This window comes from Oceanobacillus jordanicus (genome assembly GCF_022095695.1).
GTDB lineage: Bacteria > Bacillota > Bacilli > Bacillales > Amphibacillaceae > Oceanobacillus_B > Oceanobacillus_B jordanicus.
The window spans coordinates 21,306-36,029 of the sequence record NZ_JAIFZM010000009.1 but is presented as its reverse complement, the minus strand read 5'-3'; the positions used below and the strand labels follow the sequence as shown (position 1 = coordinate 36,029).

The window sequence follows — 14,724 nt, the reverse complement described above, 5'->3', positions numbered from 1 at the left end:
CCTTCCTTAATGTTTGAAATGGCGCATTCCTGTATAAACCATGGCAATACCATGCTCATCACATACATCGATGGAGTCTTGGTCACGCTTTGACCCACCTGGTTGAATAATTGCTGTTACGCCTGCTGCTGCGGCTGCTTCCACTGTATCTGGCATTGGGAAAAATGCATCCGATGCGAGCACTGCTCCATTAGCCTTATCACCAGCTTGTGTAATTGCAATTTGAGCGGAACCGATTCGATTCATCTGGCCAGCACCAACCCCAACTGTCTGGTTATCTTTTGCTAAAACAATCGCGTTGGATTTCACATGCTTAACAGCTTTCCATGCAAACAATAAATCTGTGAGCTCTTTGTCGCTTGGCTGACGTTTTGTAGGGAATGTTAATGCGTCTTTTGCCACTTCTCCAGCATCATTGTCCTGTACAAGCATTCCACCTTTTACTGTTGTTAGCTTGTGGTAGCCTTTATCCCCATCCTGCATCGGTAGGTCAAGCAGGCGGATATTTTTCTTCTGTGTCAATATTTCCATTGCTTCATCCGTAAAGCCTGGTGCAATTACAATTTCAAGAAAAATTTCACTCAGCTGTTTAGCGGTCTCCGCGTCCACTTCACTATTTACTGCGACAATGCCACCAAAAATGGAAATAGGATCTGCTTCATATGCCTTTGCGAATGCAGACGACAGGTTATCTGAAACGCCAATTCCACATGGATTCATATGTTTTACTGCAACAGCAGTAGGCTCTTTGTATTCAGACAGGATTTCAAGTGCTGCATTGGCATCCTGAATATTGTTAAAGGAAAGTTCCTTGCCGTGTAATTGTGTTGCAGCAGCAAGGCTCCACCCTTTGTGAAGTGGGTTTTGATAAAATGCTGCCTGTTGGTGGGGGTTTTCACCATAACGAAGGGATTGTACCTTCTCGTATGTAACGGTATATGTTTCTGGAAAGGCTTCTTCCGTTTCTTCAGAAAAATAACGCGCGATCATGGCATCATAATTTGCTGTGTGCTGAAAAACTTTAGCTGCCAGTTTTTTACGTTCTGCCTTCCCAAAGGAATCTGCACGCAATCCTGCAATTACTGTTTCATAGTCAGAAGGATTTACAACCACTGCAACGTCTGCAAAATTCTTCGCAGCTGCCCGTAGCATTGTCGGACCACCAATATCAATGTTCTCAATAATTTCGTCACCTGATACGCCTTCTTTTTGTAACGTTTGTTTGAAAGGATATAGGTTTACAACGACCATATCGATTGGCGCAATGTTGTTTTCTTCTAACTGATTCATGTGATCGGCATCAGAACGTTTTGCCAGAAGTCCTCCATGAATAAAGGGATGTAATGTTTTCACACGCCCACCCAAAATTTCTGGAAATCCAGTTACTTCGTCCACTGCTTTCGCAGGAATGCCTGCTTCTTTTAATGCTTTTAACGTTCCTCCAGTTGATAGGATGTCGTAATCAAGGTCAACGAGCCCTTGAGCAAATGTGGTGATGTTTGTTTTATCGGAAACACTGATTAAAGCTTGCTTCTTCATTTTTTCCCCTCATTTCATTTTCGTTATGTTATCCCGGTGCAACCGTCCGTAAAACTCCCACTTCAAACATGAAGTGAAACCGTGAAGTTTTAAGTGGGAGTAAACGGACGCTAACACCTCGATTCGTTCAACTAACAATCAGTGAGGGAGAACGAAACCCCCACTGATTGAAGTTTTACTTTATGTATTTTGGCCTATAATCTGGCGGATGACGGTAGGGTAAAGATTGTGTTCTACTTGTTGGATACGTTTCTTGAGCATCTCTTCCGTATCCTCCGGGAAAAGTTCAACGGATTCCTGGGCAATAATTGGCCCCGTGTCAATGCCTTCATCGATAAAATGGACCGTTACCCCTGTCGTATCGACTCCTGCCTGATACGCCTGTCCAATCGCATCCTTGCCCGGAAATGCTGGAAGTAATGACGGATGGATGTTGACTATTCTTCCTTCAAAAGCTCCAAGAAGATCTGGTCCCACAATGCGCATATAGCCTGCCAGGAAAATCCACTCGACACCAGCCTTTTCTAACTCCTCAATTAGCTTTTGCTCATAGATAGCTTTCGACGCATAGGCGCTTGGTTCAAAATCAAGGACAGGTACATCATATTGCTCTGCTTTTTTTATTACGGTGGCACCAGGCTTATCACAAACGAGCAAGGCAACTTCAATTGGCAGATCATCGTCTTCCATTATCGCCTGAAAGTTGCTCCCGGTTCCTGATGCGAACACAGCGGCTTTGGTTTTTTTCATGAGCTAAAGTGCACTCCTTCATTTGGCACAACGGTCCCGATTATCGAAGCTTCTTCACCATTTTGGAGAAGTTCTGCTTTAACCCTCTGGGCATCTTCACGATTCACAACAAGCGCCATTCCTATTCCCATATTAAAGACGCCGTACATTTCCGCTTCTGCAATATTTCCATGTTTTTGCAAAAAAGGGAAAATTTCTGGTACATCCCAACTATTGGAGTCAATCTGGACGCCGAGTCCGTTTGGCAACATGCGTGGAAGATTTTCATAAAACCCGCCACCCGTTATATGGGAAATTCCTTTGACCGTATACTTTTCAACTACCTTTGTAACAGTTTTGGCGTAAATCTTTGTCGGTGTTAACAGCACCTCACCAAGTGGTTTCTGCAAATTGTAGTTTTCCTCTAAATCCAGATCAGCTACGATTTGGCGGACAAGCGAATACCCATTTGAGTGAATGCCGCTTGATGGGAGACCGATAACGACATCCCCTTCCGCAATGGCTTCACCTGTAACCAGCTTTTCCTTTTCCGCGATCCCTACCACAAATCCTGCAAGGTCATATTCCGACGGGTCATACATGCCAGGCATTTCCGCCGTTTCGCCACCAATTAGTGCAGCACCTGCATCTACACAACCTTGGGCGATCCCTGCGACGATTTGCTCAATCATTTCGGGGTCGTTTTTGCCACATGCAATGTAATCTAAAAAGAAAAGCGGCTGAGCACCTTGAGCAACAATATCATTCACGCACATCGCAACAAGATCTATTCCAACAGAATCATGTCTGTTTAGGTCAAAGGCAAGCTTAAGTTTCGTGCCAACACCATCTGTGCCGGAGACCATTACTGGTTCTTTAAATTGAAAAGATGTCAGTTCAAACAAACCAGCAAATGAACCAATTCCCCCAAGTACTTCTGGTCTGGTTGTTTTTGCTATATGCTTTTTCATTCTTTCTACTGCCTCATATCCCTTTTCCACATCTACTCCGGCATTTTTGTATACTTCTGACATGGTTTGGCCACTCCTTTTTTGTCTTCCTTAACAGCTTGTAAACACAATCTCTTTTTGTCCATCTTCTTTCACTGGATATTTACCGGTCATGCAGGCAGTACAAATGCCTTGGTTTAATGTTTTGTCTTTCACGATTGCCTTTTCGAGACCTGCCTCAGACAAATAAGCTATACTGTCAGCACCGATCTGCTCACAAATTCCCTCAAGCGTATAATTAGCAGCGATCAATTCTTTCCTTGTCGACATATCAATCCCGTAATAGCATGGATGCTGAATCGATGGGGAAGCAATGCGCACATGAACCTCTTTTGCTCCAGCTTTCTTGAGCATTTGCACAATTCTTCGGCTTGTCGTGCCTCTCACAATCGAATCATCAATCATGACAATCCGTTTCCCTTCCACAATTCCACGGACAGGAGAGAGCTTCATCTTCACACCAAGTTCGCGTAGTTCCTGTGAGGGCTGAATAAAGGTACGGCCAACATAGCGATTTTTAATAATTCCCATTTCGTAAGGTAAGCCACTTTGTTCGGCATAGCCGATTGCTGCTGAAATGCTGGAGTCTGGTACCCCAATTACCATGTCTGCATCTGATGGTGCTTCTTTAGCGAGTTCAATACCCATCCTTTTCCGAGAGGCATGGATATTAACTAAATTCACATCACTATCTGGTCTGGAGAGATAAACATACTCCATTGCACACATCTTGCGTTGCTCGCGCATGGCAAATCGGGTGGAGCTTAATCCTTCATCACTAATAGTAATAAGCTCACCTGGTAACACTTCCCGTTCAAAGGTTGCACCTATTTGGTCAAACGCACAGGTTTCCGAAGCAACTACATAGGCCTCCCCTAACTTTCCAATGGATAATGGGCGAATCCCGCTCGGGTCAAGTGCTACAAACATTTTATCTTCCTTTAAAATAATGTAGGCATAAGCACCGACGACCTTATTAAGGGCATTTGCGATCGTTTTTTCGGAAATTTCGTTACCACTGCGTTTAATTAAATGTGCAAGTACTTCTGTATCAGAAGACGTTTGAAAAATGCTACCTTCTTCCTCTAGTTCACCGCGCAATTTATGAGCGTTCATAATGTTTCCGTTATGAGCAAGTGCCATGCTACCGGCTTGAGCGCGGAATAATAATGGTTGTACGTTTTCAATTACTTTTCCGCCTTGTGTAGAATAGCGTACATGGCCAACTGCCACTTTTCCGGATAGCTCATCGAAATCTGCATGTTTGAATACATCATTAACTAATCCCATCCCTTTGTATGGCTTTAGTTCGACACCATCACTGGATACAATTCCTGCGCCTTCCTGGCCACGATGCTGCATGGAATGCAATCCATAATAAGTAAGCTCCGCTGCCTTTTCATGACCCCAAATTCCAAATACGCCACATTCCTCGTTTATGCCTTTGATTTCAGCAAGCATGGAATAGCTCCCTTCCAAAGTTGGTGTAGCTCTTCTGTTTTTTCCTCAATGACTTGCGCACCATTAATCTGAATCCGGAAAGTTGCATCCTCTGTTACGATTCCAACCTGTGTTGCATCTTCGACTGTTTTTTCGAATTGTGCTTTCTTATCTTCTTTTACGGATATAATAAAACGTGATTGAGTTTCACTGAAAAGGATGGCCGTTGCATCGCCAGAAAATGTTGCGTCCACTCCAAGTCCCGCTCCATTAAATACACTCTCAGCAAAACCTACTGATAGACCGCCTTCTGACACGTCATGTGCAGATTCTACTAAGCCAGCTTGTATTGCTTGAAGAATTTGTTGCTGCCTCTTGGCTTCTACCTCTAGGTCAATTTCTGGCGCTATTCCTTCGTATTTACCGTGCACGACATTCTGCAACTCACTGCCGCCAAATTCCGGAGCCGTTTCGCCAATAACATAAATGGCATCGCCAGCTGATTGAAAGTGGCTTGGTGTAATATGTTCTAACGACTCATGCAATCCAACCATACCAACGATAGGCGTTGGGAAAATTGACTTTCCTTGTGATTGGTTGTATAAGGAGACATTGCCACTTATGACAGGTGTACGAAGGGCCGTACATGCTTCACTCATTCCATCCACACTTTTTTCCATTTGCCAGAAGGTTTGCGGGTTCGTTGGGTTACCAAAGTTCAAACCATCGGTTAAGCCGAGTGGCCTTGCTCCAGAGCAAACAATATTACGTGCCGCTTCTGCGACGGCAATTTTTCCGCCAACTTCTGGATCCAAATAAATATAGCGTGAATTACAGTCGGTTGTGATTGCCAGTGCCTTGTTTGTTCCTTTAATCCGAACAACTGCTGAGTCAGACCCAGGTGTGACCACTGTATTCGTCTGGACCATGGAATCATATTGGTCATAGACCCATTCCTTGCTCGCTATCGTAGGCTGCTGCAACAGCTGTTTCAGCATGCCGGCATGGTCTTCTACAACCACCTCAGGCGTGCCACTATTCTGAAAATCCTTGTAATAATCCGCTTCCTCTGATGGCATATGGTAGACAGGTGCTTCATCAGCTAAAGCGTCTACAGGGATGTCTGCCATTACTTCTCCGTGCTGTTTAATACGGAAAACTTTTTCTTCAATTACTTGGCCTACTGCGACAGCTTGGAGACCGTATTTTTCAAACACATCAATGATTTCCTGCTCTCGGCCTTTTTTAACAACCATGAGCATTCTTTCCTGTGATTCAGAAAGCATCATCTCATACGCATTCATATGCTGCTCACGCTGAGGTACGTTGTCTAAATCCATTTCCATTCCCGTTCCTGCTTTACTCGCCATTTCACTAGCAGATGAAGTAAGCCCTGCAGCTCCCATATCCTGCATGCCAACAAGCGCATCAGAATGAATAACTTCGAGACATGCCTCAATTAATAATTTTTCCATAAATGGATCGCCAACCTGTACTGCTGGTCGATCCTTGGCAGCATCTTCACCAAGATCGTCAGAGGCAAATGTTGCCCCGTGAATTCCATCACGACCTGTAGGTGCGCCAGCATAGAGCACCGTATTGCCAATTCCAGCTGCAATCCCTTTTTGGATCTCATCATGATTGATTAATCCTACACACATGGCATTTACTAGTGGATTGCCTTCATAGCTTTCGTCAAATTGGACTTCTCCGCCTACTGTCGGAACCCCTACACAGTTTCCGTACCCGGCGATTCCATTCACTACCTCTGTAAATAGGTATTTCACACGATCTGTTGTTAAGTTTCCAAATCTAAGAGAGTTCATTATCGCAATAGGACGTGCGCCCATGGAAAATACATCACGAATAATCCCGCCGACACCTGTAGCCGCTCCTTGATATGGCTCTACTGCAGATGGGTGATTATGGCTTTCAATTTTAAATACAACAGCCTGATTGTCCCCAATATCAATAATTCCAGCACCTTCACCAGGTCCTTGTATTACATGAGGCCCTTTAACAGGAAACTTCTTTAACAATGGCTTGGAGGTTTTATAGCTACAATGCTCAGACCACATTACCGAGAATATCCCTGTTTCGGTAAAATTAGGGCGACGCTTTAAGATATCTTTCACGAGGTCGTATTCCTTGTCACTTAAACCCATTTCTTGATACAGCTTGTCGCGTTCGATTTGCTCTGGATGTATATCATGTGTTTGCAACATAGGATTCCCTCCAATTTTTTACTACGGATTGAAATAACTTCACGCCATCGGCACTGCCTAATAATGCTTCAACAGCACGCTCAGGATGTGGCATCATGCCAAGGACATTGCCTTCCTCATTCCTAATCCCAGCGATATCTGCTACAGAGCCGTTAGGATTGTTTCGATATGTAAAAACGATTTGCTTATTTGCCTTTAACTTTTCTAACGTCTCTTCATCGCAGAAGTAATTCCCTTCCCCATGGGCAATTGGGAATCGCACAATCTCCCCTTGCTCATAAAGGGACGTGAATAGTGTCTCGTTGTTTTCGACTACTAACGGCTCCTGATGGCACATGAAGGCAAGATTTTTATTACGCTGCATAGCGCCTGGTAAAAGGCCTGCCTCCAATAGGATTTGAAATCCATTGCATACCCCAAGTACAGGCTTTCCTTTTGAGACATGTGCTTTAATTTGTTGCATAATGTCAGAGGTTGCAGCAACGGCACCTGAACGAAGGTAGTCTCCGTATGAGAACCCGCCAGGCAAAAGAATAGCCTCATAGTCTTCTAGATTAGCAGATTGATACCAAACCAAATCTGCCTCCTCTTTAAGTACATCCTTTACAGCATGGTACATATCACGATCACAGTTGGAACCAGGAAAAACAATTACCGCGAATTTCACGAGCGAACGGCCTCCTCCACCACAAAGCTGTATTCTTCGATTACCGGGTTTGCCAATAACTTATCACACATCTCTTTGACACGCTCTTCTAAATCAGGACCTTCGTCAACTTGCAGTTCAATTGATTTACCTACCCTCGCCTGCTGAACTTCCTTGTAGCCAAGCGAATTTAGTGATTCTTGAATTGCTTTCCCTTGTGGATCTAACACACCTGATTTTAAGGTTACATTCACGATAACTTTTTTCATTGATTTGCCTCCAGTCGTTTTAAAATTTCTTCATAGACTTCCAGTAAATCACCTGTACCTTGACGGAAAACATCTTTATCTAGTTTTTCCTCTGTTGTGATATCCCACAGCCTACACGTGTCTGGAGAAATCTCGTCAGCAAGGATGATACATCCGCTTGCTAATCTACCAAACTCGAGTTTGAAATCTACCAATGTAATACCAATTGCTGCGAATAGCTTTGTTAGCTGCTTGTTAATCTCCAATGCTTTACTTTTAATTTCTTGTAATTCAGATAGGGTGACGTCACTTAGAAACAGGGCATGTTCTTCATTAATAAGTGGGTCACCAAGGTCATCGTCTTTATAGAACAGTTCCAAGATCGGTGGATCAAACATTGTCTTTTCCTTAATCCCAAGTCTTTTTGTAATACTTCCTGTTGCTAGATTTCGTACCACTACCTCTAGCGGGATGATCTCTGTTTGCTGTACAAGTTGCTCCGTCTCATTTAGGCGTTCAATAAAATGCGTTTCTATTCCCTGATCATGTAGAAAAGGAAAGATCCGGGCAGAAATTTCATTGTTTAATCTGCCCTTCCCAGTAAAGGTAGCTTTCTTTTCCCCGTTAAATGCAGTCGCGTCATTTTTATAGGACAGCACGAGCTGCCCCTTCTTTCCTTCGGCTTGATAAATCTTTTTTGCCTTTCCTTCATATAGCAAGGAGCTTTTCATTTTATTCACCTCTTGTTAAGCCAATTTTGGTAAAGATGTGATCTACATTTTTCAAGTGATACGTGTAGTCGAAGCATTCATCGATTTCTTCATTACTTAATCTACTTGTAATCTGCTCATCTTGCTCAATTAGCTGTCTAAATGGTGTCGCAGTCTCCCATGCTTGCATCGCCTTTGGTTGCACAATGTCATAGGCAGCTTCTCTGGCCATACCTTTATCGATTAGGGTTAATAACACACGCTGCGAAAAAATAACGCCATAGGTACGATCTATATTCCGCTTCATGTTCTCTGGGAATACTGTTAAGTTCTTTACAATCCTGGAAAAACGATTCAGCATGTAATTAAGTGCAATTGTTGCATCTGGCAAAATGACACGTTCTGCTGAAGAATGCGAGATATCACGTTCATGCCATAGCGATACATTTTCATAGGCTGTCATCATATAGCCACGGATAACGCGTGCCATTCCTGTCATATTCTCTGATCCAATTGGGTTTCGTTTATGAGGCATAGCAGATGAACCTTTTTGTCCTTTGGCAAAGAACTCCTCCACTTCACGGGTTTCCGTTTTTTGTAAGCCACGGATTTCAGTAGCGAATTTTTCAATGGACGTTGCCACAAGTGCTAGTGCCGATACATATGCGGCATGACGGTCCCTTTGCAACGTTTGGGTTGAAACAGGTGCTGGAGAAAGGCCCATTTTTTCGCATACATATGTTTCCACAAAAGGATCAATGTTGGCGTATGTTCCTACTGCTCCAGAGAGCTTTCCAAACTCGACTCCTTTAGCAGCTGCTTCAAAACGTTCTAGGTTACGTTTCATCTCCTCATACCATAGGGCTAGCTTCAATCCGAATGTCGTAGGTTCAGCATGTACACCATGTGTGCGCCCCATCATAACGGTATGCTTGTGCTCTAATGCTTTGTTTTTCAAAATCTCCACAAACGCTGTTAAATCTTTGCGAAGAATTTCATTCGCTTGTTTAATTAAATAGGAAAGCGCCGTATCTACTACATCTGTTGAGGTTAGGCCATAATGGACCCATTTCCGTTCCTCGCCAAGTGTTTCCGATACAGCTCTTGTAAAGGCAACCACATCATGCCTTGTCTCCTGTTCAATTTCATAAATACGCTCCATGTTAAAAGAGGCATTTTCGCGCAGCTTCTTCACATCCTCAGCTGGAATAACACCTAGTTCACTCCATGCTTCACATGCAAGGATCTCTACTTCAAGCCATGCCTTAAATTTATTTTCCTCTGTCCAAATGGAACCCATTTCTTCTCTGGTGTAACGTTCAATCATCGTTTTGCCTCCTCAAATTGTTGTAAGGTTTCTTCTATTTCTGCGATTGTTTCTGCAATGAAGGTGACATGCCCCATTTTTCGCTTCGTTTTGGCTTCGTCTTTTCCATATAAATGAACAAAGCCAGCCCCACTTCGTGTCATCGCCTGCTGGATCTGATCCAGTTCCTCACCAAGAATATTAACCATCACTGCCGGCTGGTGCAAGCTAACCGGTGCAAGTGGCAATCCACAAATTGCTCGAATATGCTGGCCAAACTGGGATATCGTGCATGCTTCAATCGTATAATGCCCTGAGTTATGCGGGCGTGGCGCCATCTCATTTAAATAAATGGCATTTTCCTTAACAAACATCTCAACTGCAAAGGTACCAACAATCTCCATTTTTTCTGCCAATGCGGTTACTGCGTCGTACGCCTTTTTTTCGACTGTCTCATTAACCCTTGCTGGAACAGTTGTTTTATATAAAATATGGTCACGATGTTCATTTTCAGCAATCGGGAATGTCGTCATTTCTCCAGATTGAGACCTAGTAAACACAACAGAAATTTCCTTATCAAATGTTATCCATTGTTCGATAATACAATGCCCATGTTTTGTAGCAAAGTCAGCTGCTTGGTCGATATCCTCAGCTGTATTAATTTTTAGCTGTCCTTTTCCATCATAGCCACCACTGCATGTTTTTATCACGGCTGGTAAGGAAATGTTCTTTAAAGCCGCTTTACAAGTGGCACCGTCCGTTACGATGGCAAATGGTGGTACATTCAAGTCTGCTGCTCTCATCATTTGTTTTTCTTTTTCGCGGTTTTGAGTAATTTCCAGTGCCAAGGAACCCTGTGGAAGCTTCCCATGCTCTTGTAAATAAACCGCCGCTTCTAAATCTACATTTTCAAATTCATATGTAATCACATCTGCTTTTTCAGCAAGTAGCTTTACTGCATCCATATCATCATAAGCCGCTGTAATCTGTTCATCTGCCACCTGAGCAGTAGGACAATTTGGTTTGGGATCAAGGACGATAATTTGGTATCCCATATAGCGTGCCGCAATGGCCATCATTCTGCCCAGCTGTCCGCCGCCGATTATTCCAATGGTTTGGGGTGGAAGGATCTGTTTAATATTTTGCAAGTTCATCCCTCATTTCCAATACTTTATCATGCATTTTTTCTCGGTAGGTATCCAGCTTTGCAGCTACATAGTCATCAACAGTTCCAATAATTTGCGCGGCCAAAATACCTGCATTCGTCGCACCAGCTTTCCCAATCGCTACTGTTGCAGTTGGGACACCACCGGGCATTTGGACAATAGAAAGTAAGGAATCCAATCCGTTCAAGGCCTTCGATTCAACAGGGATTCCGATTACTGGAAGTGTCGTTTGCGATGCAACCATTCCTGGAAGATGAGCAGCTCCTCCAGCTCCTGCAATAATAACCTTTAACCCTTTATTCCGTGCCTCTTTTGCATAACGAAACATTTCATCAGGCGAACGATGTGCAGATATGACGTCCTTTTCGTAAGGAATCTGTAGCTCCTCCAACACGTCACATGTATGCTGTAATGTTTCCCAATCTGATATACTTCCCATAATTACGCCAACCATTGCCATATAAAAACCCTCTTTCTCTGACTTATATGAAATAAAAAAAGTCCATTCTTATCCCTCGATTTGAGAGAAGATGAATAGACTTACCCCTTTGATACATGAAAACAGATCATTACGCTTGTAACGATTCATCTCCCCTCATAGTCCAGCATTTACGGCGCCGGGTAGAGACTTCCAAACCATATCTTCAGAAATATATGAGGTTCCGTATTTAATTGTTGCATTTAGCATAACAAAATCCTACGTGATGTGTCAATATAGTTTTCGAACATTAGTTTGTTAATTTTACTTAACGTTCGGTTTTTGGTTAAGGTTGAAGCTATCAAGTAGATTTGAATTCATAGAAAAATGCATAGAAGCAACTAAGCGCAATTAATGAATGTTAAGGAAGTTATTATTTTAATACGATTTATTTCACCACAATTTCTAGGAACTTACTGGTGCGCCGCCATTTACGTGGATCACCTGGCCAGTTACATAGGAAGAATCATCAGACGCTAAGTAGACATACGCAGGAGCAAGCTCGAATGGCTGACCGGCACGTTTCATTGGAACATCCTTGCCAAATTTAGTTGCGATATACTCAGCAGAGAAGCTCGCTGGAATGAGCGGCGTCCAAATCGGCCCTGGTGCGACGGCATTTACACGGATCCCTTTTCCTACAATATTTTGGGAAAGCGAACGGGTAAAGGCTACAATTGCCCCTTTCGTCGCAGAGTAATCAATCAGTTGCTCTTGCCCCTCATATGAGGTAATAGAGGAGGTATTAACTATTGCGCTGCCACTTTCAAGAAAAGGAAGAGCTGCTTTTGTTAAATAAAAGAAGGCATAAATGTTCGTTTCAAAAGTTGCTTTCATCTGTTCCTGTGTTATATCTTCCAATCCTGGTTGAGGAAATTGGACTCCATGGTTGTTCACAAGGACGTTAATCTTGCCAAAGTACCGCATTGTCTCTTCCACCACATGCCTGCAGTGATTCTCTTCTCGCAAATCCCCGACGATAAGTATGCAGGTCCTGCCCAACTCTTCGATTCTCTGTTTCGTACGATAGGCATCCCCATCTTCATAAGCATAATAATAGGCAATAACAATATCTGCCCCTTCTTTAGCAAAAGCGATAGCAGTTGCTGCGCCAATTCCACTGTCCCCACCTGTAATAATCGCTACCTTATTCTCTAATTTGCCAGACCCTCTGTACCCTGGATTTTCTATAATCGGTCTAGGTGTCATCAACGATTCAATCCCAGGCTGTTGTGGTTGATGCTGTGGGGGAAATTGCGATGGCAATTCCTCAGGATTAATGCCTTGGTTCGGATAATAAGTCATGTTCATCCTCCTTCAACTTTTCCATGCATGCAATCAGCCTATTCTGCGAGCTGGGCTTTTGTTCATCATGATGGTTGAATTCGAGTATGGGGGGGCAAGGTCTTTGTATCAGGAGAGGCGGAGTTTCTATCGACTAGTTTGGCGATTTTATCAATCAGTTCGGAGCCCCTATCGACCAGTTTGGCTGTCCTATCAATCACTTCGGTTCTCCTATCAATCAGTTCCGCTCTCCTATCAATCACTTCGGCCCTCCTATCAATCACTTCTGCTCTCCTATCAATCACTTCGGTTCTCCTATCAATCACTTCTGCTCCTCTATCAATCAGTTTGGGGATTCTATCAACTCACTACACTGGTTCACAAAAAAAGTGAGCCAATATTAGGCTCACTCGTTGTTGTTTGGTGTATTTTTAGGTGGAGTTGGTTTGGCCTGTACTGGTGGTACGATAGGCCCGTCTTTTTTCGCTGCTTCGGCGGCTTTTTTAGGGTTGGCCAGCCGACTTTTACGTACTTGTTTCACCCAGAAACCACCATGAATTTGCTTTGGTTCATAAGCAATAATAAATGCTTTTGGATCAATTTCTTTAATGGTCTCATATAAACGTAATTCATATTTTCTAGGTGTTAAGATTTGCATGGATAAACGGTCGCCATCCATCCCATAGGCAAACCAGCTCGTGACACCGTAGCCTTTGTCCCTTAGTTTTCTAGTAAATTCAATATCTGGGTTTGAGGAAATTACGTTGACTGTAATGTAACCAAGGGCAAGTTTTTCTTCGATTTTCGATCCGACCACTACCCCGATCCCAAAACCAATTGCATAGGCAATTAAATTCTGGATTGCATCTAAGTTATCAAGCACTAGTCCGAGACCGAGTACATATATAACAATTTCAAACATACTTACAAAAGCAGCAATATATCTTCTTCCCTTAAGCGTAAGTATCATCCTGATCGTGGATAACGAGACATACACAATATTGATCACTAAGATAATAGCGACCATCATAAGTGCATTATTTAACAATATAAAAACCTCCTAAATCTAAGTTCCTATTAGAAAAACTCGCATTCGCTGGTCCTTTAGAGAATGTGTACGTTTTTCTTATACTTGGCACCTTAAAATTTCAACTGCGTCGACTTTGCTTCCTTGCTGAAATTTTAAACTTCCCTAATGTACAACAAAAATATACCTATTTCAATATCTCCCTCCTAGAATACATGATTTCTAGATGATATGAAATGATCAGGCTAATTCAGTACCACTTTTTACCGATTCGTTCAAATAACAACCAGTGGGGCCCCCTCTGGTTGAAGTTTCACTTTATCTGCACCCCATTTTATTTTGGGCATATGATACAGAAAAAGTGTATGGCGAGGTGAAATAATGGACCCTTTTAAACAGATGGGTGATTGGAAAAAAAACATGGATCAATTTTTTGGTGATAATTTTTGGGATGAATTTGAAGGTATCATTAAACCTAACATTCCACAAATTAACCTTTATCAAACAGAACATGAGCTTTTCTGTGTTTTAAATATTCCTGGGTTACATGATTTGGAGAAGATTGATATTTATGCTGACATGGCTACGCTAGAACTAAGAGGTGTTATTGATCTTGAGTTTGGTGGAGGTCAAGTTATAAAGGAAGAAATTCTGCAAGGCGCCTTTGAACGGCAAATTTCACTGCCTTTTCCAGTACGTTCCGATAAAATAACTGCGACCTATCGTAATGGACTTGTATATATCCGGTTACACCGACTCATTTCTGAAACAAGCAATAAACGAAGAGTAAATGTCAAATTACTGGAGGATGAATAAGAAGTAGTGTAGTGTCGTTACCCATTAACCATCAAGGTAATACTTAGAAACTTGTCACTACCAATCTTTTTTCAAAGTGAGAAATGTACTTCCTATCAAT

Annotated in this window: 14 protein-coding genes and 1 riboswitch; of the genes, 1 reads left to right on the top strand and 13 read right to left on the bottom strand. The window is 42.7% G+C overall.

Going from position 1 to position 14,724, the window contains the following annotated elements; translation table 11 throughout:
- Positions 1-6: 6 nt before the first annotated feature.
- From purH to K3T81_RS11480, 13 genes are all read right to left on the bottom strand, one after another.
- Positions 7-1,539 (bottom strand): bifunctional phosphoribosylaminoimidazolecarboxamide formyltransferase/IMP cyclohydrolase, encoded by a 1,533-nt coding sequence (gene purH, locus K3T81_RS11540; protein ID WP_238020239.1) that lies wholly within the window; start codon positions 1,537-1,539, stop codon positions 7-9.
- Between the two features lie 180 nt (positions 1,540-1,719).
- Positions 1,720-2,289 carry a phosphoribosylglycinamide formyltransferase gene (gene purN, locus K3T81_RS11535; RefSeq protein WP_238020238.1) on the bottom strand — a complete coding sequence of 190 codons (570 nt, stop codon included), beginning with the start codon at positions 2,287-2,289 and terminating at the stop codon, positions 1,720-1,722.
- On the bottom strand, positions 2,286-3,302 hold the full coding sequence (purM, locus tag K3T81_RS11530; RefSeq protein WP_238020237.1) for a phosphoribosylformylglycinamidine cyclo-ligase: 1,017 nt from the start codon (positions 3,300-3,302) through the stop codon (positions 2,286-2,288). The genes purN and purM overlap by 4 nt, the downstream gene beginning before the upstream one ends.
- 27 nt (positions 3,303-3,329) lie before the next feature.
- Positions 3,330-4,739: an amidophosphoribosyltransferase gene (gene purF / locus K3T81_RS11525; RefSeq protein ID WP_238020236.1), complete on the bottom strand. Its 1,410-nt coding sequence runs from the start codon at positions 4,737-4,739 to the stop codon at positions 3,330-3,332.
- The gene (gene purL / locus K3T81_RS11520) at positions 4,715-6,943 is read right to left on the bottom strand and encodes a phosphoribosylformylglycinamidine synthase subunit PurL (RefSeq protein WP_238020235.1); all 2,229 of its coding nucleotides are present in this window, start codon (positions 6,941-6,943) and stop codon (positions 4,715-4,717) included. Before purL ends, purF begins: the two co-directional genes overlap by 25 nt.
- Positions 6,927-7,610, bottom strand: a complete 684-nt coding sequence (purQ, locus tag K3T81_RS11515; protein ID WP_238020234.1) for a phosphoribosylformylglycinamidine synthase subunit PurQ — start codon at positions 7,608-7,610, stop codon at positions 6,927-6,929. The genes purL and purQ overlap by 17 nt, the downstream gene beginning before the upstream one ends.
- A complete protein-coding gene (gene purS / locus K3T81_RS11510) occupies positions 7,607-7,858 on the bottom strand; it encodes a phosphoribosylformylglycinamidine synthase subunit PurS (RefSeq protein ID WP_106895822.1) in 252 nt (83 codons plus the stop codon). The genes purQ and purS overlap by 4 nt, the downstream gene beginning before the upstream one ends.
- Entirely contained in the window at positions 7,855-8,568 is a 714-nt protein-coding gene (gene purC / locus K3T81_RS11505; protein WP_238020233.1) for a phosphoribosylaminoimidazolesuccinocarboxamide synthase, read from the bottom strand. The genes purS and purC overlap by 4 nt, the downstream gene beginning before the upstream one ends.
- Before the next feature lies 1 nt (position 8,569).
- Positions 8,570-9,874 carry an adenylosuccinate lyase gene (purB, locus tag K3T81_RS11500; protein ID WP_238020232.1) on the bottom strand — a complete coding sequence of 435 codons (1,305 nt, stop codon included), beginning with the start codon at positions 9,872-9,874 and terminating at the stop codon, positions 8,570-8,572.
- Positions 9,871-11,001, bottom strand: a complete 1,131-nt coding sequence (gene purK, locus K3T81_RS11495; RefSeq protein WP_420830825.1) for a 5-(carboxyamino)imidazole ribonucleotide synthase — start codon at positions 10,999-11,001, stop codon at positions 9,871-9,873. Before purK ends, purB begins: the two co-directional genes overlap by 4 nt.
- Complete coding sequence (gene purE / locus K3T81_RS11490) at positions 10,988-11,479, bottom strand: 5-(carboxyamino)imidazole ribonucleotide mutase (RefSeq protein ID WP_106895818.1); 492 nt, start codon at positions 11,477-11,479, stop codon at positions 10,988-10,990. The genes purK and purE overlap by 14 nt, the downstream gene beginning before the upstream one ends.
- A gap of 118 nt (positions 11,480-11,597) precedes the next feature.
- Positions 11,598-11,697: riboswitch (purine riboswitch) on the bottom strand.
- A 205-nt stretch (positions 11,698-11,902) separates the two neighbouring features.
- Positions 11,903-12,802: an SDR family oxidoreductase gene (locus K3T81_RS11485; protein WP_238020231.1), complete on the bottom strand. Its 900-nt coding sequence runs from the start codon at positions 12,800-12,802 to the stop codon at positions 11,903-11,905.
- A gap of 385 nt (positions 12,803-13,187) precedes the next feature.
- Positions 13,188-13,829 (bottom strand): DUF2179 domain-containing protein, encoded by a 642-nt coding sequence (locus K3T81_RS11480; protein WP_238020230.1) that lies wholly within the window; start codon positions 13,827-13,829, stop codon positions 13,188-13,190.
- Positions 13,830-14,189: 360 nt separating this feature from the next.
- Here K3T81_RS11480 and K3T81_RS11475 point away from each other — a divergent pair, with 360 nt between their 5' ends.
- A complete protein-coding gene (locus tag K3T81_RS11475) occupies positions 14,190-14,624 on the top strand; it encodes an Hsp20/alpha crystallin family protein (protein WP_238020229.1) in 435 nt (144 codons plus the stop codon).
- The last annotated feature ends 100 nt before the right edge of the window (positions 14,625-14,724 follow it).